Below are 24,879 nucleotides of genomic sequence, written 5' to 3'. Positions count from 1 at the left end.
GCCCGTCGTGACGCGGCTCGTCCCGATCCCGGCCGGCACCTCGCAGCAGGGCGAGCTCTAGCACCCGGGGGCGGGGTCGCTCCCGACCGTAGGCCTCCGCTGTTTCGCGCGCGTTTCCGGCGGGAGGCGCGATTCGGATCCGGAGCGGCCCCGCCCCCGGGTGCTAGAGCTCGCCCTGCTGCGAGGTGCCGGCCGGGATCGGGACGAGCCGCGTCACGACGGGCGGGTGGGCGACGAGTCCGCGGATCGCCGCGTTGAGGCGGACGACCGGCTCGCCGGCGCCGTGCGCGTCGAGCAGGTCGCCGCTCGTCCACTTCTCCAGCATCACGATGGTGCCGTCGGGCGAGTCGTGGATCGCGTAGAGCTCGCAGCCCTCCTCCTCGTGCACCTCCGCGATGGCGGTGGAGAGGGCGGCGACGAGCGCGTCGCGCTGCCCCTCGGCGGGAGTGAAGATCGCGGTGACGACGACGGGATCGGACATGGCGTGCCTTTCGGAGGGGGAGGGGGATCAGCGCCGCGGGGGTGCGGCGCAGCTGGAGCGGATGACGAGGTCGGCCTGCACCTCGATGTGCTGCGGCGCCTCGGGGAGGCGGCCCTGCATGCGGGCGAGGACGAGCTCGACGCTGTGACGGGCGAGCATGTCGATCGGCTGGCGGACGACGCTGAGCGGCGGGGTGACCAGCTCGCTCCACGGGTTGTCGTCGAACACGACGACCGAGAGGGCCTCCGGGATCCGGATCCCGAGCTGGAAGAGCCGGTGCACGGCGCTGCGCACCTGCGCGCCGCTGCCCGCGGTCTGAGGAGGCCGCGGCTGCCGCGGCACCTCCGGCCGTCGGAGCAGCCGCAGGCCGGTCGCGAGCTGCCAGGCCGTGACGGCGTAGACGGAGGCGCGCTCCCAGACGCCGTCGGGCAGCAGATCGACGCCGGGCACGCGGGTGTCGACCTGCAGCATCAGCAGCGCGAGCAGGCCGACCGCGCCGAGCACGATCCCGACCGTCCCGAGCGCCCACGGGGCGCGGCCGCGCCGGGCCGCGGCACCGGCGACGATCGAGGCCGCGTTGCCGCCGACGATCGCCATCGCGGCGCCGACCACGTGCAGGCCGCCGATCCCGTTCTGCGCACTGGCGCTGCTCCCGTGCACGAGGCCCACCACGGCGATGCCCACGGCGTAGACCACGGCGAGGGAGAGGAACAGCCCCCGCGATCCGCCCCGCGCCGCCCGCACGGTCGTGACGGCGGCGGCGAGGTAGAGCGCCCCCTGCAGGAGGAATCCGGCGTTCATCACCGCGTGCAGCGGCGAGTCGATCGCGCGCCCCTGGAACACGCCCACCTCGGGCACGCCGAGATCGCTGATGTAGTTCCGTGCGTAGCTGTAGCCCGGGAACGCGGACGCGGCGACCGCCTCCGCTCCCACATAGGCGAGCGCGCTCACCACCCACAGCACTCCGGCCCCACGAGTTCCCATGGGCCCATCATCCCCGGGCCCGGCCGCGCCGGTCGTCGGCGCCGGACGGCTCGCCGCCGCTCCGGTCACAGGCTGAACCCGCCGTCGGTCGTGAGCACCTGCCCGACGACCCAGCTGCCCGCCGACGTGGCCAGCCATGCGATCAGCTCCGCGGGGTCCGCCGGCGCGCCGACCCGGCCGAAGGGCGTGGTCGCGACGTACTCCTCGAGGTCCTCGAGCGACCGGTCGGTGGTCTCCGGGTCCAGGTATCCCGTGTTCACCGGACCGGGATCGATCGTGTTGAGCACGATCCCGAGCTCCAGGAGCTCGGCGGCGACCGTGGCGGTGACGCCGGCGAGCGCCGCCTTGCTCGCGGCGTAGGCGACCTCTCCGCGCATCGCCCCGTGGATCTGGCCGGACGTCATCCAGAACACGTGCCCCTGCGCCCGGGCGTAGGGCCCGGCCCCGACGATCCGGTCGCCGGGCCGGCGGGGTCCGTCGCTGCGCGGTGCCCGGAGCCGCGCGAACTCCGCGGTGAGCAGGAGAGTGGAGCGGGTGTTCACGTCCCAGAACGCGGTGAGCCGCTCGGGCGTCATGTCGAGGATGCTGCCGTCGTCGCCGCTCTTCGCGTGATTGCAGACGAGGACGTCCAGGCTCCCGGTCAGATCGGCGGCGGTGGCGATCAGGCCGGGGACGGTGGAGGGGTCGGCCAGGTCCACGTCGACGTCGGCGAACCGCGCGCCCTCCGTGAGGTGCGCGCGCAGCTCGGACCTCACCGCGTCGAGGTCGTCCCCTCCCCAGGGGAGGTCGAGGTCGTGGGGGCGGTGGTGGTGGACGACGAGGTGCGCGCCGAGCGACGCGAGCTTCGAGGCGACGGCGAATCCGATGCCGCGTCGCCGCGAGACGCCGGTGACGAGCGCGGTCCTGCCCTGCACGCGGTCCTGCCCTGCAGAGGGAGGAGTGCGGACACGGGGAGCCTTTCGATCGCGCCCGAGCGGGCCGGAGGGAGCGGGCCGGAGGGAGCGGGCCGGAGCGACGGGGATCGGGAAGGCCTCAGCCGCACTGCACGATCCCCACCGTATCGAGCCGCCGGTGGCCTCCGTCCGGCGATGAGGTGCCCCTCAGACCTGCTGGAAGACCCGCAGGCCCTGTCCCCGGGAGAAGCCGAGGCGCGAGTAGCTGTCCGCCAGCCGCTCGTCGCCGGCCACGGCCACGACGACGCCTCCCGCGGGGACCGTGGCCAGCAGCTCCCTCGTCGCGATCAGCGCCGACAGGCGGGTCCCTGGGCGCTGCGAGAGCGCCATCACCGTCCACCGCCTCCCCGGAGGCGTCTCTGCGCCGACGGCCGCGGTGAGGGGGGTCCCGACCAGCAGGGCCCCCGCCCCCACGGCTCCGCCGAGGAGCGCCGCGAGGACCAGGACCGCGCCGAGCAGCCCCGAGAGCGCGACCCACACGGCCGCCACCACGGCCAGCAGGACGACCGGGACGGTGACGGCGATGCTCACCAGGGCGTCGGCGACCGGCCGGTAGCGCCCGAACACGACCAGTCCGTTCCGGTCGGCCGTCTCGTGGGCGGCGCGGCGGATCACGGAGGGCGTGAGCGAGAGCAGCGCCGTCGGGAAGGCCAGGACGGCGAGGACGCGGTGCCGCGTGAAGGCGCGCACCATCAGCCACGACACGGCAGGCAGACGTCCCCATCCGACCGGTGCCGACGCCGCTGCCATCGATCCAGTCTGCGCGATCGGGGAGGCGCGCGGCCACCCGGTACGAGGACGCCGCTCCGGCTCCGCTGCGCGAGGGAGGCCGGCGCGGACTACTCCTCGTCCGCCCGGTAGACCTTCCGGAACGCGTCCTTGCGGGCGATCCTCCCGCCGCGGAACTGGTATATGTCGCAGCCCCGCGTGACCTGGGGTCGGCCGTCGGGGCCGGTCCCGGTGAAGGACCAGGTGGCCGCGCCGCGCGTCCCGGAGATGAGGGGAGCCCCCTCCTCGTGCCGCTCCTGTCCGGTGTCGAAGGCGAGCATGAGCGCGAATCCCTCGCGGACCTGCTCCTTGCCCGTCCAGGTGCGGCCGGGCTCGGGGCCGACGGACGCGCCGTAGACGCAGTCGTCGGTCATGTGGCTCATCAGCGCTTCGAGGTCGTGGCGGGTCCAGGCGTCGCTGAACGCGGCCAGCACCTCGGGCGTCATCTCGCTCGTGCTGGTCTCGGTCGAAGAGGAGTCGTCCATGGCGGGCCTCGGTCCTTCTGATCGGTGGACCGTCGTCGGTCGCTCTGCGACCGTGGCAGGTGAGCGGCCGCAGTGGCAACGCCCTCTAGCGGTCATGTCCGGAAGCGGACGGCCGGCGGATCAGTGGTCCGTCGATCCGCCGACCAGCGGGTGAGCGCGACGGCGGGGGGCGGTGCACTGCGGGCGGCGGGAGCGGCCGCCGAGGCGACCCGCTTCACCGGGCACTGCCCCGTTTCGATGCTGAGCCCCTTCGCGAAGGCCGTGCCGAAGTCGGACGCGGGCCGGCCCTCCTCCGCCTCCTCGGTCGCGGCTCCCGGGTCGCCGGCGGCGGCCGGATGCTAAGCGCTCGCCGCCTCCTCCGCCACCTCCTCCCCGCCGACCGGCGCCGGCGCGCAGGATGAGGAGCACCGGTCGCGGCGGGCACCGACTCCTCACCCGACCGGCACCGAGACCGCCACGAGCCCGCGCCTGCGGGAGGACAGCGAGAGCACCATGGGATTCTGGGGACCGACCGACGAGACCCGTGGCACGCGCCCGGTCGACGAGCCGCTCGGCGAGCTGGAGCTCTTGCACGCCTTCACCAGCGGGCCGATGCCCACCGGCGTCAGCGTCTCGCACACCGGGCGGATCTTCGTGAACTTCCCGAAGTGGGGAGACGAGGTCCCGGCCACGGTCGTGGAGCTGGTCGACGGAGCGGCGGTGCCCTACCCGGACGAGGCCTGGAACACGCCGGCGGGAATCGACGACGCCGGCGCCCTCGTCTCGGTGCAGAGCATCGTCGTCGATCCGGCCGACCGGCTCTGGATCCTCGACACCGGCAGCCCGATGTTCGAGCCGACGAAGAAGGGCGGCCCCAAGCTCGTCCGCGTCGACCTGGCGACCGACACCGTCGAGCAGGTGATCCTCCTCGAGCCGGACGTCGCCCTGCCGACCACCTACCTCAACGACGTGCGCTTCGATCTGCGGCGCGGCATCGCCTACATCACCGACTCGGCCGACTCCGGCCCGAACGGGATCATCGTCGTCGACCTCGAGGCGGGGACCGCCTGGCGCCGCCTGCACGACCACCCGAGCACGAAGGCGCTCACTCCTCCGGAGCTCGTGCCGATGGCCGAGGGCCGCGTGCTGATGAAGCGCCCGGCCGACGGCGACCCTCAGCCGGTGACGATGGGCGCCGACGGCATCGCGATCTCGGCCGACGGCGAGCGCCTCTGGTACTGCCCTCTCGCCTCCCGCCGCTGGTTCAGCGTGGCGACGGCGGCCCTGGTCGACCGGTCGGTGCCGGACGAGGACGTCGCGGCGACCGTCGTCGACGAGGGCGACAAGGGCGGGGGAGCGGACGGCCTCGAGACGGATGCGCTGGGCCGCTTCTACGCCACGAGCTACGAGAACAACGCGATCGTCCGCCGTCGCACCGACGGCACGATGGAGACGATCGTGCACGACGAGCGGCTGCTCTGGCCCGACACCATGTCGATCGCGACGGACGAGCACCTGTACGTCACCGCGAACCAGCTGCACCGCCAGGCCGACTACCAGGGCGGCACGGATCTGCGGACGTACCCGTACTCGCTGTTCCGGGTGCGGATCGGCGCGGGGCCGGTCCTCCTCCGCTGAAGGCCCCCGCCTAGTCGCCTGCGCCGAGATCCGCAGCGCGGATCAGCGCCAGTGGGCGAGCTCCGTGCGGAGGGTCCCGCGGGCGCGGGCGAGCAGTCCGCGGACGGTCGAGGTCGTGAGCCCCAGCTCGTGCGCGATCGCGTCGTAGCTGCACTGCTCCAGCTGGCGCAGCTCCCAGCAGCGGCGCTGGGCCGGGGGCATCGCGGCGAGCACCCGGTTGGCGTCGGCGGCGAGCGATCCGCAGTGCGCGGCGTGCTCCGGGTCGTCGGCGGCGGAGGCGGGGAACTCGTCGTCCAGCTCGGCTCGCAGCCGCGAGACGCTGGAGCGGAGCCGGTCGACGCTGCGGCGGCGCGCGGTCGTGACGAGCCAGCCGGCGATGGTCTCGCCGTCGATCACGCTGTCCACGTGGGTCCACGCCGCGAGGAACGTCTCCTGCACCACGTCGTCGACGTCGGCGCTGCTGCGGAGGGTGCGGGCGGCCGTCGCGCGGAGCAGACCGGTGTAGCGGCGGACGATGGTGGCGAACGCGCGGTCGTCGCCCTCCGCGGCGCGGATGACGAGCATCCGGTCCGAGTCGGGTTCGAGCAGCGCGAGCGGCGGCGCGGCGAGGGTCGAGGGGCGGGCCCTCGGGAGGCGTGCGGGGGTGGTGGCGGTGAGCATGCGGACTCCGGTCGACTTGATGTGCACGCATGATTCGGAGGCGCGCTCCCGCCCGGTTTCCCGGGGCGGGACCCCAGTGGGAGGGGCAGGTCTGTCCGGTTTCCGGGGACGTCAGCGCCGCCGCGACCACCAGCGGCGGGACCGCTCCGGCTCGGCGGCCGCCCGGGCCTCGGCCGCGGCGGCGCGATCGGCGCGCCGCTGCGACCAGGCGGCGACCTCCTCGTCGACGTCCCGGAGCGGGGTGACGACGGGCGGCCCGCCCAGCAGCTGGCGGCGCGCCTCGATCACCCGCGTGTTGAAGTCGGCGAGCTCGGCGCGCACCTCCTCCTCGCGGTGCAGGCGGTCGAGGCGCTCGTCGAGCGCGCGGTCCTCGGCGCGGAGGAGGAAGGCGGCCGGGCCGATCCCGGTGAGGTTCTCGCGCTCGATCTTGCGACGGATCCACCAGTCCGGGTCGTGGGCCGCGCCCAGGTCCGGGAGCGGCTTCCCCGATCCCGGCAGGTCGTCGAAGTCGCCGCGGCGGATCGCGAGCTGGATCGCCGTCTCGACGAACGCGGCCCGCTCGAGCGGATCCTCGGGCAGGGCGGGCTGCTCCGACTTCTCTTCGCCCGCGGCGCCGGCTCGGTACCGGGCGGCGCGCTCCCTCGCATCCGACATCCCTCCACGCTAGATCGGGCTCCTCGCCGCGGGCAACCACCCCTCCCGCCGTCTCCGTGGTCGGTGGGGCTCCGCGGGTCGACATCGGCGGACCGGCGTGCGTAGTATCGATACTCGATAACATCGACGATCGATAAGGAGCACGCCATGACGAGTGTCATCTCCAGCGGACCGGTCCGGGAGCGTCCGCGCGTGTTCCGGGTGGCGAGAGCGGTCCTGCTCATCGTCGCGGTCTTCTCCGTGCTCACCGCGCTCCTGCAGACCTGGACGGTCACCACCGGGCGCACCCTGCTGGTCTTCGGGGAAGCGGACGGCCGCCTCCCGCTCCGGAGCCTCCCGCAGCTGCTGCAGGCCGAGCCGCGCGAGGGCACCGCGCCCACGCTCGCCGACGCCGCTCTCTCCCTCCGCCTGCTCGGTGCGCTGCCGAGCCTCCTCCAGGCGGTCACCATCGTCCTCGCCACGGTCTTCCTCCTGCGGGTTCTCCGCGGCATCGCGGCCGGACGCCCGTTCGACCCCTTCGTCCTCGCGAACTGGCGCCGTCTGAGCCTCGCCCTGCTGATCGGAGGAGTGGCGCAGGGCCTCGCCGACACCGCGGCGGGCCTGTACCTCAGCTCCGGCATCGGCCTGCTGTTCGCCGCCGGCCGGGTGACCGACGAGCAGCGCGACGCCTTCCTCGGCGGCGACTACCAGGCCATCGGGACGAACCTGCCGCAGTGGCCCGTCCCCGTCCTGCTCGCCGGAGTGGTGGCCCTCGCCCTGACGGCGGCGTTCCGCGCCGGCGCGAAGCTCGAACGGGACGTCGACGGCGTTGTCTGAGCCCGCCGACGACGAGAGGCACCGGATCGACTGCCACCTCGGAGCAGTGCTGGCCGAGCGCGGCGTGACCCTCACCGCCCTCTCTGCCCGCACCGGCATCACGATGGCGAACCTCTCCATCCTCAAGAACAACCGCGCCCGCGCGATCCGCTTCACGACGCTGACGCTCATCTGCGACGCGCTCGACTGCACCCCGCAGGAGCTGTTCTCGATCCGGGCCGTCGACGAGCGGGGGTAGCGGCGGGCGGATCGGCCAGGGGATCTCTGCGGGGCCGATGGTAGGGACGCCGTCCGATCCGACCGTCGATCGAGCAGGCCTCAGTCGCGCTCCACGTCCGCCCCTCCTGGGATCGGCCGGAGCTCCCCGGAGCTCGCTCTCGTCCCGACCCATGGATGAGCCTCACCAGCGCGGCCGGCGGCCTCGGCCATCGACCGTCCACAGGGGAGCGAGCTCGTCAGCGGGACCGTCGAATGCGCCTCCGGTGGATGCCGGCGGCTGCTCGCGGTCGTCCCTCCCGACGCGAATCACTCCCGAGCAGTTGTCGAGCGAGCTCGAAAGGACCCCGCAGACACGCATCGCGGGAACCCTCCGGGACCCTCGCTCAATCTCGGTGGCTTCCACCGTCGAGGGGCCCCTCCTGAAGATCCGGGCCGACTACTGGTCCCAGGAGTACATCCCCTGGGGACGTATGCGAAGCGTCCTCGTGGGTGCTTCCGCGAACCGGTCCCGTCGCGCTGTGCGATCTCCCTGAGACGGCGGCGGTGTACCCGTCGACGAGGCCGCCGGTCATCGTCCCCGCGAGGAGCGCCCGCTTCAGACCCGCACCGACGACGAACACGTCGATCGACCCGGGGTTCCCGAACGGGAGACGGACCGTGATGCACGTCTGGTCGTGCTGAGCGGCGGTCAGCGGTCGAGGACTTGACGAATGACGAAGACCCGGATCTCCGTCGACTCCCGCCCCACCGGGTCGAACCCGCTCGCCGTCGTCACTGAGACCCTGCTCGAGCTGGTCGGCGTGCTCGTGCGCGCCGCGCTGCGGCCGCGTCCCGCCCGCTCAGTCCAACGGGTAGCCCGGCAGTCCGTCGATGCTGACCGCGTTCCGCGTGGCGCGGTACTCGGCCATGCCGTCGGGGCCCTTCTTCTCGGCCTGGAGGAGGAGCAGGTCGCGCTCGCCGACCGGCTCCATCACCGGCACGCCCCAGCCGCACGCGTCGCTGATGCGGGTGAGCTCGACGGTGACGACCGCGCGGGTGCTCGGGTGCTCGGGGTGCTGCTCCGCGACCTCGGCGAACGCCTCCGAACCGGGCAGGTGCACGGAGCCGGTGCCGTGCAGGCGGACGATGCGCGGACGCGGTCCGAACGACGCGAACATCAGGCACACGCGCCCGTTCTCGCGCAGGTGCGCGATCGTCTCGACTCCGCTGCCCGTGTAGTCGACCCAGCCGACTCGCCGCGGGCCCAGGATCGAGAACGAGTCGTGGCCGCGCGGCGACATGTTGACGTGCCCGTCCGCGGCGAGGGGCGCGGTGGCGACGAACCACATCGGCTGCTCGTGGATCCAGGAGGAGAGGCTCTCGTCGATCTCGTCGTAGACGTGCGCCACGGGGTCAGGCCCCGGCCGCGCGGCGGACCAGCTCGGTGACGGCGGCGCGCGTCTCGGCGTCGGCGGAGACGAGCGCGTAGGCGGTCGGCCAGATCGTGCCGTCGTCGAGCTGCGCGCCGTCCTGGAAGCCGAGGGTCGAGTAGCGCGTGCCGAACTTCGCGCCGGGCTGGAAGAAGACGATCGCCTTGCCGTCCGAGCGCGCGTAGGCGGGGAAGCCGTACCAGGTCTTCGGGAGGAGATCGGGGGCGGTCTCGCCGACGACCTCGTGGAGCATCTGGGCGATCGGCCGCTCCTCGTCGGTCATCGCGGCGATCGCGGCCTCCGCGTCCCTGCGATCGGCGTCGGCCTTGTCGGCGCTCTTCTGCCGCTTCGCCTCCGCCCGCAGCTCGGCCGCACGCTGCTTCATCGCCGAGCGCTCGTCCTTCGAGAAACCGTCTTCGGAGGCCATGTCCGCCCGTCCCGTCCGTCTGCGGCTCCCGGTCCGGGAGCGTCCCCGCACATCGTGGCAGCGCCGCACTCGCCGCACAACGGCGGGAGCGAGCGCGACCGCGCGCCCCGGAAGCCCAGCCTCCGCGGTTAGCGTGGGCGGATGCGCCTCCTCCTGATCCGCCACGGCCAGACCCCCTCCAACGTCGCCGGGCTCCTCGACACCCGCATCCCCGGACCCGGGCTCACCGACCTCGGCCGCACCCAGGCCGCGGCACTGCCCGGTCGGCTCGCCGGCGAGGGGATCGGCGCGCTGCTCGTCTCGACGATGGTCCGCACCCACGAGACGGCCGCCCCTCTCGCCGCGGCCCTCGGGCTCGAGCCGATCGAGCGCGACGGCATCCGCGAGGTCGCTGCCGCGGGGCTCGAGATGCGCGGCGACGGGGCGGCGGTCGAGGAGTACATGGGCACGGTCTTCCGCTGGGCGGGCGGCGAGACGTCGATCCGGCTGGCGGGCGGCGAGACGGGCGACGAGTTCGCGGCGCGCTACGACGCGGTGGTGGCGGAGGCGGAGGCGCTCGGGCACGAGGTCGTCGCGCTGGTCAGCCACGGCGCGGCCATCCGCTGCTGGGCGGGTCTGCGCTCCCTCGACCTCGATGCGCGCTTCATCGCCGACCACCTGCTCGACAACACCGGCGTCGTCGTCCTCGAGGGCTCGGGCGACGCGTGGACGCTCGTGTCCTGGCAGGGCGAGCCCGTCAGTGGAGTCGGCGCGGCGGCCCCCTCGGGCCCGGCGGGCGAGACCATCGTCTGAGCTGCGGGGCCTCCTCGCCGGTCGAGCAGCGGCGGATGGAGACCGGCCGGAACGAGCGCCGCTGGCCGCGCCATCACGGTAACGATCGCGCAACACTCCGGAAACCAGCTTCGACCAGCACATTCGCTCGCGCCGATCGGTTCATCACCACCCCTGGACCCGCCCCCGCAATTGTCCGACGTTTGCCCCTCGGCGGCTCCGCGGCTACCGTGGTCGGCGGTCCTCACGGGCCCCGATGAACCGGTCCGCGCTCGCACGGCGTCCCCCAGGACGCGCCGCGATCGTACGGTCAACGGGAGTGGAGGCGGCCCCGAGGCCGCCTCGGACGCTCTCGCCTCCACCCCCTGCCGCGCTGAGCGGCGGGACGCACGCGGAGGCTCGACGCACGGCTGTCCCACGCTCCCGACCCGGCACCACGAGATGAGCGCAGGGCGTCGTTCCTGCGCGCCGACGGAGTGTACGTGCACCAGAACCAGCAGATCATCAGCGAGCCCCGGAGCGAGGCGGGCGCCGATCCCGCGACCCCCGCTCTCGAGGCCCGCCACCTCTTCAAGGTGTTCGGCCGGAAGCCCGACGAGGTCGTCCGCCGACTGGGCGAGGGCGCCGACCGCGGCGAGCTCGCCGGACTCGGCACGGCCGCGGTGATCGACGCGTCCTTCACCGTGCGCCGCGGCGAGATCTTCGTCGTGATGGGCCTCTCCGGCTCCGGGAAGTCCACCCTGATCCGCATGCTGAACGGGCTCCAGGAGCCCTCCGCGGGCGAGGTCCTGATCGAGGGCTCCACCATCACCGGCGTCTCCGAGGCGGAGCTGCGCCGCGTGCGCCGCTCGTCGGTGTCGATGGTGTTCCAGCACTTCGCGCTCCTCCCGCACCGCACCGTGCTCGACAACGTCGCGTACCCGCTCGAGATCCAGGGCGTCCCCGCGGCCGAGCGCCGCGAGCGGGCCCTGCTCGCGGTCGAGCGCGCCGGTCTCGCCGGCTGGCACGAGAAGATGCCCGACGAGCTCTCCGGCGGCATGCGCCAGCGCGTCGGCCTCGCCCGGGCGCTCGCCGCCGACACCGACATCGTGCTGATGGACGAGGCGTTCTCGGCACTCGACCCGCTGATCCGCCGCGAGATGCAGGAGCAGCTGATCGAGCTGCAGCACGAGCTCGGCAAGACCATCGTCTTCATCACGCACGACCTCAACGAGGCCATGTTCCTCGGCGACCGCATCGCGGTGATGCGCGACGGCCGCATCGTCCAGATCGGCACCCCGGAGGAGATCCTCACCGACCCGGCGAACGACTACGTCGCCCAGTTCGTGCAGGACGTCGACCGCGCCCGCGTGCTCACCGCCTCCGCCGTGATGGAGCCCGCCCGCTCCGTGGTCACCCTGGCGGCCGGTCCCCGCGCCGCGCTGCGGAGCATGCGCGACCTGCAGACCTCGGCCGCGTTCGTGGTCGGCGGCGGACGCCGCCTGCTGGGCACGGTCCGCGACCGCGACGTGATCGAGCAGGTGCGCCGGAGCACCGGCGACCTCTCGGCGGTCCTCACCTCCGACGTCGTCACCGTCGGTCCGGACACCGCCCTCAGCGAGGTCATCGAGCCCGCCGTCGAGTCGGCGCTGCCGGTCGCCGTGGTCGACGCCGACGGGCGTCTGCTCGGAGCGATCCCGCGGGTGACCCTGCTCGCGGCGCTCGGCAACGTGCCCGCCCGCACCGGCGAGCACCCGGTGATCGAGCCGCCCGCCACCGTCTCGACCGAGGTCGTCACCGCGACCCTGCACGCGACCGGAGGCCCCGTCGACGACGCCGTCCTCGCGGCGGACGGAGGTGCACGATGACCGATCTCGGCTTCCGCCTCCCGCTCGGCGCCCTCGCCGAGGGTGCCGTCGACGTCCTCACGCAGACCTTCCAGCCGGTCTTCGACCTGCTGCGCACCGTCTTCGGCGCCCTCTACTCCGGCGTCGACCTCGTCCTCGCGACGCCGCCCTTCTGGGTGATCGTCGCCTTCCTCGCCGTACTGGCCTACGCCGTCCGCGGCTGGGTCTTCGCGGCCGGCACCGCCGTGGGGCTCCTGCTGATCGTGGGGGTCGACCAGTGGGAGAACGCGATGGACTCCCTCGCGCTGGTGCTCGTCGCCTCCGTGATCGCCATCGCGCTGAGCGTGCCGCTGGGCGTGCTCGCCGCGCGCAACCGCACGGCCTCCGCGGTCATCCGGCCCGTGCTCGACCTGATGCAGACGATGCCGGCCTTCGTCTACCTGATCCCCGCGCTGATCCTGTTCCGGGTCGGAGTGGTGCCGGGCATCGTCGCGACCATCGTGTTCGCGATGGCGCCGGGCGTCCGGCTCACCGAGCTGGGCATCCGCGGCGTCGACCCGGAGCTCGTCGAGGCGGGGGAGTCGTTCGGCTCCTCGAAGTGGCGGATCCTCCGCCAGATCCAGCTGCCGCTGGCGCTGCCCTCGATCCTGGCGGGCCTCAACCAGGTCATCATGCTCTCGCTCTCGATGGTCGTCATCGCGGGCATGGTCGGCGCCGGAGGGCTGGGCGGCGACGTCGTCGCGAGCCTCAACCGGATCGATGTCGCGCTCGGCTTCGAGGCGGGCATCTCCGTCGTGATCCTCGCGGTCGTCCTCGACCGGATGACCGGCGCGCTGGGCTCGCCCTCGCCTGCGAGGGTCGCCCGGGCGAAGAACCGCCGCGCCGTCGTGGCGACCCGCTCGGCCGTCGGCGTCGTCTCGATCGGCCTGGTCGCGTCCCTCGGGGCCGCGACCCTCGCCGCTCCCGCCACCGCCGCCTCCGTCGACAACGGCGACCGCACCGACGTGACCGTCGCCGTGTTCCAGGGCTGGGACGAGGGGATCGCCGTCTCCGCTCTGTGGGAGGCGGTGCTCGAGGAGCAGGGCTACGACGTGACCCTGCAGAACGCCGACGTCGCCCCCGGCTTCCAGGGCCTCTCGACCGGCGACTACGACCTCGCCCTCGACACCTGGCTGCCGCTCACCCACGCCCGGTACGTCGAGCAGTACGGCGACTCGATCGTCGACCTGGGCGCATGGAACGACGAGGCGAAGCTGACCATCGCGGTCAACGAGGACGCCCCGATCGACTCCCTCGAGGAGCTCGCCGCCGACCCGGGCGTCGTCGGCAACCGCCTGATCGGCATCGAGCCCGGCTCCGGTCTCAACAAGACGACGACCGAGGACGTCATCCCCGGCTACGGCCTGGAGGGGATGGACTACCTCACCTCGTCGACGCCGGCCATGCTCCAGGAGCTCTCGAGCGCGACCGCCGCGGGCGAGAACATCGCCGTCACGCTCTGGCGCCCGCACTGGGCCTACGACGCCTTCCCGGTCAAGGACCTCGAGGACCCGAAGGGCCTGCTTGGGCAGGCGGAGGGCATCCACTCCTTCGGCTCGGCCGCGTTCGACGCGGACTACCCGACGATGAGCCGCTGGATCCGCGACTTCCGGATGGACTCGAAGACGCTCTACTCGCTCGAGAACGCGCTGTTCAACGACGGGGCCGACGACCGCTCCGCAGCCCTCGCCGCGTGGATGGACGAGAACCGGGAGTACGTCGACACGCTGATCACCTGATCCGCCACCACGACGAAGGCCGAGAGGCCGGGCGGCCCCGGACCAGGGCTGTCCCGGCCTCTCGGCCTTCGTCGCGCAGGGGTCAGGCGGCGCTGACCCGGCGTCCCGCGGTGGCGCGGACGAGGAGGGTGACCACCAGCACCACGGCGGCGGCGACCAGCGCGGCGATCCCGGCGGGGACCGAGACGAGCTCGCCGGCGAAGCGGCCGACGGCGACCCAGGAGAGTCCCCAGACGAGCGAGAGCATCGGGGCGATGCGGCCGCGGCCGGTGACCGCGATCAGGAGTCCGACGAGCGCGGCGACGGCGAGGACGACGACCGCCCAGACCGCGGCGCCCGGACCGTCCGCGCTGCCGACTCCCGCGCCGACGAGCCCGGCGGTGACGTTCGCGGCCGTGGCCACGCACACCCAGCCGAGGTAGAGCCCGAAGGTGCCGTCCGTCACGATCGCGTCGACCACTCCGGCCGACCGGGTGGTCCGCAGGATCACGAAGATGCGCGCGAGCACGGCGAGCAGCAGGGCGATCACGACGACGCTGAGCGTCAGGAAGCCGGCCTGGACGACCAGGATCCACGCGGCGTTCAGGAGGAGGCTGGCCGCGGCCCAGTAGCCCAGCCGGCGGTGGCGGGTGCGGGCGGTCTGCGAGGGCAGGAACTGCCAGATCGCGTAGGCGATGAGGCCGGTGTAGATGACGCTCCAGATCGCGAAGGCGGGGCCGTCGGGAGCGATGGGGGTCGAGGACGCGGTCAGGGCGCCGCCGGCCGCGTTCTGGATCTGCGTGCCGCCCGCGGCGCCCGAGCCGATGAACGAGCCGATGAGGGCGAGCACCGCGCTCACGGCGACGACGACCTGGCGGATCCGGTCGGCGCGGTCGGGGGTTCGTGTGGCGGTCATGTCGCTCCTCCATTAATCAGCTGGCTGAGTAATGAGAGTAGCGCGATTCCGCTCCCCGTCCACTGGGGCTTGCGGCGCGGCCCCGGCCCTGGATGAGGGCCGGGGCCGGATTCTCAGGCGCGGGCGGCCGCGTACTGCTCGCGGATCACAGGGCGGTGGTCCGGCGCGGGCTCGGCCACCGAGGTGACGGTCCACGTCGGACGCGATCCGGTCAGCGCCCAGGCGGCCTGCACGGCGGCACCGTCGGCCACGTACTCGCCGGGCGTCGGCACCTGCACGGGCACGTCGAACACCTGCGAGGCAGCGAGCTGCACGGCGCGGTTCTGCGCGGCTCCGCCGATGAGGAGGATGCGCCGCGCCTCCACTCCCTGCGCGCGAACGGCGTCGAGGCCGTCGGCCAGTCCGCAGAGCATGCCCTCGATCGCCGCGCGGGCGAGGTTCGGGCGCGTGGTCGAGGCGATGGTCATACCGTGCAGGCTCGCGGTCGCGTCCGGCAGGTTCGGCGTGCGCTCGCCCTCGAAGTAGGGGACCAGCACGAGGCCGTCGGCACCCGGCTCCGCCTCGAGCGCCAGTGCGGCGAACTCGTCGAAGTCGCTGCCGAGCAGGGTCGCGGTCGAGGCCAGCACGCGCGCGGCGTTGAGCGTCGCGACCAGCGGCAGGAAGCGCCCGCTCGCGTCGGCGAAGCCGGCGACGGTCCCGGAGGCGTCGCGCACCGGGTCGTCCGTGACGGCGAAGACGGTGCCGCTCGTGCCGATGCTGACGACCACGTCGCCGGGGCCGGCGCCGAGGCCGAGCGCGGCGCCCGCGTTGTCGCCCGCGCCGGGGCCGACGACGAGTCCGCTCTCGGTGCGGCCCGCCTCCTCCGAGGGGCCGAGCACGCGGGGGAGCAGCGGGCGGTGGCCGAGGGCGCGCTCGAGCAGGTCGAGGTCGTAGCCGTCCGCTCCCCAGTACGAGGTGCCGGACACGTCGGACCGGTCGGTCGTGAGCGCGTCGAGCTGCGGACCGCGGGCGGAGTCGGGGCCGTAGCCGAGCAGGCGCCAGGTCAGCCAGTCGTGGGGGAGGGCGACGGCGGCGACACGGGCGGCGTTCTCGGGCTCGGCGTCGCGCAGCCAGCGGAGCTTGGTGGCGGTGAAGGAGGCGACCGGCACCGATCCGGTCCGCTCCGCCCAGGCCCCGGCTCCGAGCTCCTCGATGAGCGCGGCGGCGGCGGGCGCGCTGCGGGTGTCGTTCCAGAGCAGAGCGGGGCGGATGACGGCGCCGCTCTCGTCGAGGACGACCATGCCGTGCTGCTGGCCGCCGACCGAGATCGCGGCGACGTCGTCGAGCCCGCCGGCGTCGGCGAGGGCGAGCTGCAGCGCCTCCCACCACGCGGCCGGATCGACCTCGGTGCCGTCCGGGTGGCTCGCCCGGCCGGTGCGCACCACGGCGCCGGTGTCGAGGTCGCGGACGACCACCTTGCAGCTCTGGGTCGACGAGTCGATCCCTGCGACGAGCGTCATCGCTGTCCTCTTTCGTTGGGGGTACGGGTTCGGGCGTCCGGTGCGGAACCGGGCCGGATGCAGGAGAACGGACGAGATCCCGTGCCGGTGCAGGGGATCTCGTCCGTCTCAGGTCGTCCCGCGGCTGACCGCGGGCTCAGGAGGTGCGGGTCAGCCGCGGGCGCCGAGCAGGTGCTCGGTGGCCAGCTGCTGCAGGCGCACGAAGCCGAAGCCCTTGCCGCCGAGGTAGGCGTCGGCGTCGAACGACTCGTACGAGGCGGTGTCCGCGAGCAGGTCGTCGTACGACTCGCCCTCGTTCAGCGTCGGGGTGGAGAGCTCGGCGACCTTCGCGGCGGCCAGCGCCTCCTGCACCTCGGGGTCGGCGCGGAAGGCCGCGGCGCGCTCCTTGAGCAGCAGGTAGGTGCGCATGTTCGCGGCGGCCGAGTCCCAGACTCCGGTCTCGTCCTCGGTGCGCGAGGGCTTGTAGTCGAAGTGGCGCGGGCCGTCGTAGGCCGGGACGCCGCCGGGGCCGCCGTTCTCGAGGAGGTCGACGAGCGAGAACGCGTTGTGCAGGTCGCCGTGGCCGAAGACCAGGTCCTGGTCGTACTTGATGCCGCGCTGGCCGTTGAGGTCGATGTGGAAGAGCTTGCCGTGGTACAGCGCCTGGGCGATGCCGGCGGTGAAGTTCAGGCCCGCCATCTGCTCGTGGCCGACCTCGGGGTTCACGCCGACGAGCTCGGGGCGCTCGAGGGAGTCGATGAACGCGATTGCGTGGCCGAGCGTCGGCAGCAGGATGTCGCCGCGGGGCTCGTTCGGCTTGGGCTCGATGGCGAAGCGGATGTCGTAGCCCTTGTCGGTGACGTAGTCGCCGAGCAGATTGACGGCCTCGCGGTAGCGCTCGAGCGCGGCGCGGATGTCCTTGGCGGAGTCGTACTCGGCGCCCTCGCGGCCGCCCCACATGACGAAGGTCTTCGCGCCCAGCTCGGCGGCGAGGTCGATGTTGCGGAGGACCTTGCGCAGCGCGAAGCGGCGGACGTCGCGGTCGTTCGAGGTGAAGCCGCCGTCCTTGAAGACCGGGGCGCTGAAGAGGTTGGTGGTGACCATCGGCACGATGAGGCCGGTGGACTCCAGCGCGCCCTTGAGGCGGTCGATCTGGGTCTGGCGCTCGGCGTCGGTGGAGCCGAAGGCGAACAGGTCGTCGTCGTGGAAGGTGAGGCCGTACGCGCCGAGCTCGTCGAGCTTCTCGACCGCGTGGACGACGTCGAGCGGCTCGCGGGTCGGGCCGCCGAACGGGTCCGTCCCGTTGTAGCCGATGGTCCAGAGGCCGAACGAGAACTTGTCGGCGCGGGTGGGGGTCAGGGACATGGGATCCGAATCCTTTCCGGCGACGTCGCCGAATTGTTGTTGAGCCCAACATATCCCGTGAGGGTCGGGAGGCGCAACGAGCGGAAGGCCCGGCGCGTCGCCCTCCGGCCCCTCGCGGGTGCCGCCCGCCCGAGCCGCGGAACCGCTCGCGGAGCGGGTCGGCGCCCGGGGAGGTCGTCGCGAGGACCGCTTGCGCAAGCGCTTCGACTGTGCGTACAGTCGCTCCAGCACGACCGGTCGAAGCGCTTCGAAGCTCGACCGCGACCGACGACGACGTCCGGCAGGAGGAGCCATGGCGACCATCCACGACGTGGCCCGCGCTGCCGGAGTCTCGATCAGCACCGTCTCCTACGCCCTCTCCGGCAAGCGCTCGATCGCCGCATCCACCCGGCAGCGCGTCGACGACGCGGTGCGCCAGCTCGGCTACCGGCCCCACGCGGGAGCCCGGATGCTCGCCGGGGCGCGGACCCACATCCTCGCCCTCTCCGCCCCGATGCGCGGCGAGCTGCATCTGCCGACCCACATGCGCTTCGTCACCGAGGTGCTCGAGCGCGCCCGGGAGTCGGACTACGACGTCCTGCTGCTCGTCACCGACGAGGCCTCCAGCGGCATCGGGCGCGTGTCCTCCTCCTCGCTCGTCGACGGCATCGTCCTGATGGGCGTCGACGACGACGACGACCGCGCCGAGCTGATCCGCGCGGCCGGGGTCCCCGCCACCTTCATCGGCGTGCCCGCCGACTCCCACGATCTCGCCTGCGTCGACCTCGACTTCGCCGAGGCCGCCCGCCAGAGCGTCCGCCGGCTCGCCGAGCTGGGCCACCGCTCGCTCGGCCTGCTCGAGCACCCGCAGTCCTACACCGACCGCAACGCCGGCTTCGTCCGCCGCTTCGACGAGGCGTTCCGCGCCGAGGCCGCAGCGCTCGCAGTCGAGATCGCGGTCGAGCGCCCGCACATCGGCCGCCCGAGCGCATCGGCCGCGATCGACGCGATCCTCGCCGCACCCGTCCCGCCGACCGCGCTCGTGCTGCACTGCAACGAGCCCGTGGCGGAGGCGGCGATCGAGCGCGTCCTCGAGCGCGGCCTCTCTGTCCCCGGTGACCTGTCGATCCTGGCGGCCTGCGCCAGCTACGACGGCGGCGCCCTCCCTGTCCCCACCAGCAGTCTTCCCCTCCCGTTCGACGCGATGTGCCGAGCGGCCGTCGCGCGGACCCTCCAGCAGATCGACTCCGGCCGCACCGTCGGCGTCGAGCTGCTCCCGCCCTCCTACGTCGACCGCGGATCCCTCGCGGTCGCTCCGACCGGCGCTCCGGTGCCGGCGGTCCCGTCCGGCACTCTCGCGCCGGCCTCCCTCTAGTCCTCCACCCTCTTCCCGCCCGCTCCGGCTCTGCGCACTGTCGAAACGCTTCGACACCGCGCCTCCGCGAGAGAGCGCTCCCTGCACCACGTCCGCAGCACCACCGCACCGTTCGAAGGAGAACCACCGCAATGTCGCTCCGATCCCGCTCCGCCTTCCACCGCCCGACCGCCGGTCTCAGCCGGCGCAACCTCCTCGCCGGCGGAGTCGGCCTCAGCGCGATGTTCGCGCTGGCCGCCTGCTCCGGTGGCGGCTCCGACGCCGGCTCCGACGCGCTCTCGACCACGGTCGACGGCGCCGGACGCACCCTCACCCTGTGGGACTTCGAGACGCCCGACAGCGACCGCGGCATCGCCTGGCTCGCCGCCCGCGACATCTTCACCCAGGAGACGGGGGCCGAGATCGCGTACGAGTTCAAGGCCTTCGAGCAGCTGCGCACCGGCGCCAGCCAGATCTTCAACTCCAACTCGGCGCCCGACGTCGTCGAGTACAACAAGGGCAACGCGACCAGCGGACTCCTCTCGAGCCAGGGCCTGCTCACCAACCTCGACGAGGCGGTCGAGTTCTACGGCTGGGACTCGCTGATTCCCGGCGCGCTGCAGACCACCGCGAAGTACGACGAGAACGGGATCATGGGCTCCGGCTCCTGGTACGGCATCCCCAACTACGGCGAGTTCACCTTCGTCTACTACAACAAGGACGCCTTCGCCGCGAACGACCTCGAGGTCCCCACCACCTACGAGGAGTTCACGGCCGTCCTCGACGCCTTCGTGGCCAAGGGGATCACCCCGCTGGCCGAGGCCGGCGCCGAGTACCCGCTGCAGCAGCTCTTCTACCAGCTCGCGCTGCTGAAGGCCGACCGCTCCTGGATCACCGACTACCAGACCTACACGGGCGAGGTCGACTTCGAGGACGCGGCCTGGAGCTACGCGGCCGACCAGCTGAAGACCTACGTCGACAAGGGCTACTTCTCGGCCGACGCCTCCGGGCTGAAGGCGGAGGACGCGGGCACGGCGTTCATCTCGGGCGAGTACCCGATCTTCTTCTCGGGCTCCTGGTGGTTCGGCCGCTTCAAGACCGAGATCACCGGATTCGAGTGGGACACGTTCCTCTTCCCGGGCGCCGAGTTCACGATGGGCTCCGCCGGCAACCACTGGGTGATCCCGGAGACGGCGAAGAACAAGGACCTCGCCTACAAGTGGATCGACATCACGATGCGACCCGAGATCCAGAACCTCATCGGCAACAACGGAGGCATCCCGCTGGTCGTCGACGAGAGCGCCATCACCGACGAGAAGAGCAAGGCGCTGCTCTCGCAGTGGAAGACGGTCGTCGACGGCGACCAGCTCTCCTTCTACCCCGACTGGCCCACCGCGACCTTCTACGACGACCTGGTCGCCGCCACGCAGGAGCTCATCAACGGCTCCTCCGACGAGTCCGCCATGCTCTCCGACCTCCAGGCCAAGTACGACGACGGAGTCGCCGACATCAAGTGACTCGGAAGCGTCACGTGACGTCGGCCGAGGCGGCCTACCCCGCGCCTGCAGGCGCGGAACGGCAGCGGAAGACCTGAGGACGTGACGGCGACCCCTCGAGGGGGTCGCACGAGCACCGCCGAGCCTCCACCCCCCCGCTGGATGCCGCTCCGGTACACGACACGCCGTCGCCTCCGTACCGGAGCGGCATCCCGCGGCAGCACACCCACGACCCCGTCCGACCTAGGAGTACCCATGACGACGACAGCACCTCGTCGCGCGGAGAGCGCGCCGCCTCCCACGACGCCGCCCCGCGAGAAGCGCTCCGGCGGCTACTGGCTCTACCTGATCCCCGGGTTCGTGCTCTTCACGTTCATCGTGCTGATCCCGCTGATCTGGAACGTCTACATCAGCTTCACGTCCTGGCGCGGCATCAAGCCGCCGATCTTCATCGGCCTCGACAACTGGATCGAGCTGATGGGCGACGACCAGTTCTGGACCTCGTTCCTCAACTCGGTCTACATGATCATCGCGATGGTGATCGTCCCCACGATCCTCGGACTCCTGCTCGCGGCGATCCTCTTCGATCTCGTCGGCAAGAAGTTCGGCGGGCGCCTGGCGAGCTTCCTCCGTGCCACCTACTACCTCCCGCAGATCCTGCCGACCGTCATCGCCGCGATCGTCATCGGCTGGATCCTCCGCCCCGACAACGGCGCGCTGAACTCGATCCTCGAGGCCGTCGGGCTCGGCTCCCTCTCGCACGACTGGCTCGGCAAGCCGGACACCGCGATGCTCTCGATCATGGTCGTGATGATCTGGGTGCAGCTGGGCTACCCGGTCGTCATCTTCATGGCGGCGCTGCAGCGCGTGGACCCCGAGCTCTACGAGGCGGCGGAGCTCGACGGGGCGAACTGGTTCCAGCGCTTCCGCTGGATCACGGTCTCGATCATCCGGCCCGAGATCTTCGTGGTCACCCTCACCTGCACCATCGCCGCGCTGAAGGTCTTCGGCCCGATCTACGCCCTGACCCGCGGCGGCCCCGGCGACTCCACGATCGTCCCCTCCTACTACTCGTACACCGAGTTCTTCCAGAAGCAGCAGGTGGGCTACGGCGCCACCATCGCGACCGCGCTCACGATCGTCATCGTGATCCTCGCCGTGCTGTTCATCCGCGCCCAGGAGCGCGTCGAGCGCAGCGAAGGAGCCCGCTGATGTCGGCCATCGAGACCCTGCCCCTCACCCAGGCCGGCACGGAGGACGCGGACCTCTCGTCCTCCCGTCCCGCCAAGCCCGCGAAGGGCACGACCAAGCGCACCCTCGGCGACTGGGTGATCCTCGCCGTCGCCGTGGTGATCGGGCTCGTGATCATCAGCCCGGTGCTGCTGATCCTGCTCAACTCCTTCAAGACCCCCGCGGAGTACTCGGCGAACGGCCCGCTCGCCTTCCCGACCGGCCTCTCCTTCGACGGCCTCTCGACCTTCTGGAGCCGCGTCGACTTCCCCGAGAAGCTCGGCAACTCGATCCTCATCTCGGGGTCGGTCGCGATCCTCGCCGTCGCCCTCTCGGTGCTGAACGCCTACGCGATCGGCATCGGCCGGGTCCGCGGCCGGAGCTGGATCATCGTCCTGTTCCTGCTGGCGAACATGCTCCCGCAGGAGGCCCTGCTCTACCCGCTGTACTACATGTTCAAAGCGGTCGGGATCTACGACACCCAGCTGTCGGTCATCGTCATCTTCACCGTCATCCAGTCGGCGTTCGGCACCTATCTGCTCTCGAGCGTCTACGGCACCTTCCCGAAGGAGATCCTCGAGGCCGCGGCTCTCGACGGCGCCTCGAAGTGGCAGGTCCTCACCCGGGTGATCGTCCCGATCTCGCGGCCCACCCTCTCGGTGCTGATGATCTTCTTCTTCATCTGGACCTGGAACGAGTTCCTCATCCCGCTGGTCTTCCTGGTGAGCGACGCGACGCAGACCGTCCCGATCGCGATCTCGAGCCTCCAGGGCGACAAGATCATGGACGTCACCACGACCAGCGCGAGCGCCCTCCTGGGCCTTCTCCCGACGCTGATCTTCTTCCTGATCTTCCAGCGCACCCTCACCCGCGGCATCACCGCCGGCGCGGTCAAGTAGCCCTCTCTCCCTCCGTCGGCGCCTCCCTCGCGGGATCCGCCGGCGCGCCATCGAAAGGCACCCCCATGAAGTTCACCGACGGGTTCTGGCAGACGCGGGCCGGATTCACGCCCCTGTTCGCGCAGGAGGCGTACGACATCCGCACCGACGGCACCTCGCTCGAGGTGATCGCCCCGACCCGGGTCATCCAGGGCCGCGGCGACGTCCTTAACCGGCCGGCGCTCACGGTCACGGTGTCCTCGCCGGCCGAGGGGGTCGCGCGGGTGCGGATCGAGCACTGGCGCGGGACGGCGGTGCGGCCCGGCTTCGAGCTGGCCGGGGGCGACGTCGGAGCGGCGGAGGTGACGGAGTCCGGCGGCGTGCTGCGCACCGGCGACCTCGAGGTCCGGATCAGGCAGGGCGCTCCGTGGTCGCTGGAGTTCTGGGACACCTCGACCGGCACGCGCCTCACCGGCTCCGGGCACAAGGCGCAGGGCTACCTGACCGGACCGGACGGAGCCGCCTACCTGCACGAGCAGCTCGACCTCGGCGTCGGCGAGCTGGTCTACGGGCTCGGCGAGCGCTTCGGCCCCTTCGTGAAGAACGGCCAGACCGTGGATGTGTGGAACGCCGACGGCGGCACCTCCTCGGAGCAGGCCTACAAGAACGTCCCGTTCTACCTCTCCAGCCGCGGCTACGGCGTGCTCGTCAACGATCCCGGCCTCGTCTCGTTCGAGATCGGCTCCGAGGCGGTCGAGCGCGTGCAGTTCTCGGTCGGTGGCGAGGCGCTGGAGTACCTGGTGATCCAGGGCCCGACGAAGAAGGACGTGCTGCGGCGCTACACCGGCCTCGCGGGCCGCCCCTCCGTCGTGCCCGCCTGGAGCTACGGACTGTGGCTGACGACCAGCTTCACCACGAGCTACGACGAGGAGACGGTGAACTCCTTCATCGACGGCTTCGCGGAGCGGGAGCTGCCGCTGTCGGCGTTCCACTTCGACTGCTTCTGGATGCGCGAGTTCCAGTGGACCGACCTCGAGTGGGACCCGCGCACCTTCCCGGACCCCGAGGGGATCCTCGCCCGCCTGCACGAGCGCGGGCTGCACACCTGCGTCTGGATCAATCCGTACATCGCGCAGGCGTCGCCGCTGTTCGCTGAGGGGCGCGAGAAGGGGTACCTGCTCAGAACGGCCTCCGGCGACGTCTGGCAGTGGGACATGTGGGTCGCCGGCATGGCGCTGATCGACTTCACGAATCCGGAGGCGACCTCCTGGTTCCAGGAGAAGCTCCGCGTCCTCGTGCGCCAGGGCGTCGACTCCTTCAAGACCGACTTCGGCGAGCGGATCCCGTCGGAGGGCGTCGTCTGGGCCGACGGGACCGACCCCGAGGCCATGCACAACTGGTACACCCAGCTCTACAACCGCGCGGTGCACGAGGTGCTCGAGCAGGAGCTCGGCGAGGGCCGCGCGGTCCTCTTCGCCCGCAGCGCCACGGTCGGCGGGCAGTCGCTGCCGGTGCACTGGGGCGGGGACAACACCTCCTCCTACGTGTCGATGGCCGAGACCCTGCGCGGGGGCCTCTCGCTCGCGCTGGGCGGGTTCGGCTTCTGGGCGCACGACATCGGCGGCTTCGAGGGCACGCCCGATCCCGGAGTGTTCAAGCGCTGGCTAGCGTTCGGCCTGCTCTCCTCGCACTCGCGGCTGCACGGATCCTCCTCGGTGCGCGTGCCGTGGGCGTTCGACGAGGAGGCCGTGGAGGTCACCCGGCTCTTCACCCGGCTGAAGCTCTCGCTGATGCCCTACCTCTTCGCGGCGGGGGCGGAGGCGGCGAGCACCGGCGTCCCGATCATGCGGCCGATGGCGCTCGAGTTCGAGGACGACCGCAGCGCCGCCCACCTCGACACGCAGTACCTGCTCGGGCACGACCTGCTCGTCGCTCCGGTGTTCACCGAGGACGGCACGGTCGAGTTCTACCTCCCGCGCGGGACGTGGACGAGCTGGTGGACGGGCGAGCGGACCGTCTCGACGGGGGAGTGGCGCCGTGAGGTCCACGGCTTCGACTCGCTGCCGCTGTACGTGCGCGAGGGCGCGGTGATCCCGGTGGGGGCCCGCCAGGACTCCGCCGAGTACGACTACCTCGACGGGCTCGAGCTGCGGGTCTTCCCGGGGCCGGACGGAGCGACGCCGGTCCGGGTCGTCGCGCACGACACGGGGGAGGAGACCGTGTTCACCGTGAGGCGCTCCGGCGGCGACGTCTCGGTCGACGGCCCGGCCGGCACCTGGACCTGGGTCGAGGCCTGAGCGGCGCCCTCCTGCTGATCGAGCAGCGGGCGCAGCTCCCCCCTCGAGACCCCCCGCCC

Annotated in this window: 23 protein-coding genes; 11 read left to right on the top strand and 12 right to left on the bottom strand. The window is 72.2% G+C overall.

The window, feature by feature from the left end; genetic code table 11:
* Positions 1-163 precede the first annotated feature (163 nt).
* From C5C63_RS15470 to C5C63_RS15450, 5 genes are all read right to left on the bottom strand, one after another.
* Positions 164-481, bottom strand: coding sequence for a putative quinol monooxygenase (locus C5C63_RS15470; RefSeq protein WP_104224889.1), 318 nt, complete (start codon positions 479-481; stop codon positions 164-166).
* 27 nt (positions 482-508) lie between these two features.
* Positions 509-1,465 (bottom strand): DUF998 domain-containing protein, encoded by a 957-nt coding sequence (locus C5C63_RS15465; protein WP_258065478.1) that lies wholly within the window; start codon positions 1,463-1,465, stop codon positions 509-511.
* A 65-nt stretch (positions 1,466-1,530) separates the two neighbouring features.
* Positions 1,531-2,379, bottom strand: a complete 849-nt coding sequence (locus tag C5C63_RS15460; RefSeq protein ID WP_104292917.1) for an SDR family oxidoreductase — start codon at positions 2,377-2,379, stop codon at positions 1,531-1,533.
* Positions 2,380-2,565: 186 nt separating this feature from the next.
* Positions 2,566-3,168 (bottom strand): hypothetical protein, encoded by a 603-nt coding sequence (locus tag C5C63_RS15455; protein ID WP_146078528.1) that lies wholly within the window; start codon positions 3,166-3,168, stop codon positions 2,566-2,568.
* A gap of 89 nt (positions 3,169-3,257) precedes the next feature.
* Complete coding sequence (locus C5C63_RS15450; RefSeq protein WP_181110643.1) at positions 3,258-3,671, bottom strand: nuclear transport factor 2 family protein; 414 nt, start codon at positions 3,669-3,671, stop codon at positions 3,258-3,260.
* A gap of 492 nt (positions 3,672-4,163) precedes the next feature.
* On the opposite strand from C5C63_RS15450, the gene C5C63_RS15445 reads away from it, so the two are divergent.
* Complete coding sequence (locus C5C63_RS15445) at positions 4,164-5,288, top strand: L-dopachrome tautomerase-related protein (protein WP_104326388.1); 1,125 nt, start codon at positions 4,164-4,166, stop codon at positions 5,286-5,288.
* A 42-nt stretch (positions 5,289-5,330) separates the two neighbouring features.
* On the opposite strand, the gene C5C63_RS15440 is transcribed toward C5C63_RS15445, so the two are convergent.
* Both C5C63_RS15440 and C5C63_RS15435 read right to left on the bottom strand, forming a co-directional pair.
* A complete protein-coding gene (locus tag C5C63_RS15440; RefSeq protein WP_104308561.1) occupies positions 5,331-5,975 on the bottom strand; it encodes an RNA polymerase sigma factor in 645 nt (214 codons plus the stop codon).
* An 84-nt stretch (positions 5,976-6,059) separates the two neighbouring features.
* Positions 6,060-6,602, bottom strand: coding sequence for a DUF1992 domain-containing protein (locus C5C63_RS15435; protein ID WP_104308562.1), 543 nt, complete (start codon positions 6,600-6,602; stop codon positions 6,060-6,062).
* Positions 6,603-6,749: 147 nt separating this feature from the next.
* Here C5C63_RS15435 and C5C63_RS15430 point away from each other — a divergent pair, with 147 nt between their 5' ends.
* Entirely contained in the window at positions 6,750-7,418 is a 669-nt protein-coding gene (locus tag C5C63_RS15430; protein ID WP_104308563.1) for a hypothetical protein, read from the top strand.
* Complete coding sequence (locus C5C63_RS15425; RefSeq protein ID WP_104224883.1) at positions 7,411-7,656, top strand: helix-turn-helix transcriptional regulator; 246 nt, start codon at positions 7,411-7,413, stop codon at positions 7,654-7,656. Before C5C63_RS15430 ends, C5C63_RS15425 begins: the two co-directional genes overlap by 8 nt.
* An 820-nt stretch (positions 7,657-8,476) precedes the next feature.
* Here C5C63_RS15425 and C5C63_RS15420 read toward each other — a convergent pair.
* Positions 8,477-9,025, bottom strand: a complete 549-nt coding sequence (locus tag C5C63_RS15420) for a pyridoxamine 5'-phosphate oxidase family protein (protein WP_104326387.1) — start codon at positions 9,023-9,025, stop codon at positions 8,477-8,479.
* A gap of 4 nt (positions 9,026-9,029) precedes the next feature.
* Complete coding sequence (locus tag C5C63_RS15415) at positions 9,030-9,473, bottom strand: hypothetical protein (protein WP_104326386.1); 444 nt, start codon at positions 9,471-9,473, stop codon at positions 9,030-9,032.
* 141 nt (positions 9,474-9,614) lie between these two features.
* Here C5C63_RS15415 and C5C63_RS15410 point away from each other — a divergent pair, with 141 nt between their 5' ends.
* The 3 genes from C5C63_RS15410 to C5C63_RS17545 all read left to right on the top strand — a co-directional run bounded on the left by C5C63_RS15410 (position 9,615) and on the right by C5C63_RS17545 (position 13,848).
* The gene (locus tag C5C63_RS15410; protein ID WP_104326385.1) at positions 9,615-10,265 is read left to right on the top strand and encodes a histidine phosphatase family protein; all 651 of its coding nucleotides are present in this window, start codon (positions 9,615-9,617) and stop codon (positions 10,263-10,265) included.
* 461 nt (positions 10,266-10,726) lie between these two features.
* On the top strand, positions 10,727-12,091 hold the full coding sequence (locus C5C63_RS15405; RefSeq protein ID WP_374952941.1) for a glycine betaine/L-proline ABC transporter ATP-binding protein: 1,365 nt from the start codon (positions 10,727-10,729) through the stop codon (positions 12,089-12,091).
* Positions 12,088-13,848, top strand: coding sequence for an ABC transporter permease/substrate binding protein (locus C5C63_RS17545; RefSeq protein ID WP_104248115.1), 1,761 nt, complete (start codon positions 12,088-12,090; stop codon positions 13,846-13,848). The genes C5C63_RS15405 and C5C63_RS17545 overlap by 4 nt, the downstream gene beginning before the upstream one ends.
* An 82-nt stretch (positions 13,849-13,930) precedes the next feature.
* Here C5C63_RS17545 and C5C63_RS15395 read toward each other — a convergent pair whose 3' ends face one another.
* The 3 genes from C5C63_RS15395 to xylA all read right to left on the bottom strand — a co-directional run bounded on the left by C5C63_RS15395 (position 13,931) and on the right by xylA (position 17,586).
* Positions 13,931-14,743, bottom strand: a complete 813-nt coding sequence (locus tag C5C63_RS15395) for a tryptophan-rich sensory protein (RefSeq protein WP_104224878.1) — start codon at positions 14,741-14,743, stop codon at positions 13,931-13,933.
* A gap of 113 nt (positions 14,744-14,856) precedes the next feature.
* Complete coding sequence (gene xylB, locus C5C63_RS15390; RefSeq protein WP_104326384.1) at positions 14,857-16,242, bottom strand: xylulokinase; 1,386 nt, start codon at positions 16,240-16,242, stop codon at positions 14,857-14,859.
* 150 nt (positions 16,243-16,392) lie between these two features.
* Positions 16,393-17,586, bottom strand: a complete 1,194-nt coding sequence (gene xylA / locus C5C63_RS15385; protein ID WP_104224876.1) for a xylose isomerase — start codon at positions 17,584-17,586, stop codon at positions 16,393-16,395.
* Between the two features lie 292 nt (positions 17,587-17,878).
* On the opposite strand from xylA, the gene C5C63_RS15380 reads away from it, so the two are divergent.
* The 5 genes from C5C63_RS15380 (at position 17,879) to yicI (ending at position 24,820) form a co-directional block, all read left to right on the top strand.
* A complete protein-coding gene (locus C5C63_RS15380) occupies positions 17,879-18,940 on the top strand; it encodes a LacI family DNA-binding transcriptional regulator (RefSeq protein WP_104326383.1) in 1,062 nt (353 codons plus the stop codon).
* A gap of 131 nt (positions 18,941-19,071) precedes the next feature.
* Positions 19,072-20,436: an ABC transporter substrate-binding protein gene (locus tag C5C63_RS15375; RefSeq protein ID WP_258065477.1), complete on the top strand. Its 1,365-nt coding sequence runs from the start codon at positions 19,072-19,074 to the stop codon at positions 20,434-20,436.
* Positions 20,437-20,670: 234 nt separating this feature from the next.
* Positions 20,671-21,627 carry a carbohydrate ABC transporter permease gene (locus tag C5C63_RS15370; protein ID WP_104224874.1) on the top strand — a complete coding sequence of 319 codons (957 nt, stop codon included), beginning with the start codon at positions 20,671-20,673 and terminating at the stop codon, positions 21,625-21,627.
* Positions 21,627-22,544, top strand: coding sequence for a carbohydrate ABC transporter permease (locus C5C63_RS15365; RefSeq protein ID WP_104227354.1), 918 nt, complete (start codon positions 21,627-21,629; stop codon positions 22,542-22,544). Before C5C63_RS15370 ends, C5C63_RS15365 begins: the two co-directional genes overlap by 1 nt.
* 65 nt (positions 22,545-22,609) lie before the next feature.
* A complete protein-coding gene (gene yicI, locus C5C63_RS15360) occupies positions 22,610-24,820 on the top strand; it encodes an alpha-xylosidase (protein WP_104326382.1) in 2,211 nt (736 codons plus the stop codon).
* Positions 24,821-24,879: the final 59 nt, after the last annotated feature.

The sequence above is a fragment of the Rathayibacter sp. AY1B8 genome (assembly GCF_002932775.1).
Classification (GTDB): Bacteria; Actinomycetota; Actinomycetes; order Actinomycetales; family Microbacteriaceae; genus Rathayibacter.
Note: the sequence above shows the minus strand (reverse complement) of the source record. Positions and strands in the feature narration are given on the sequence as shown.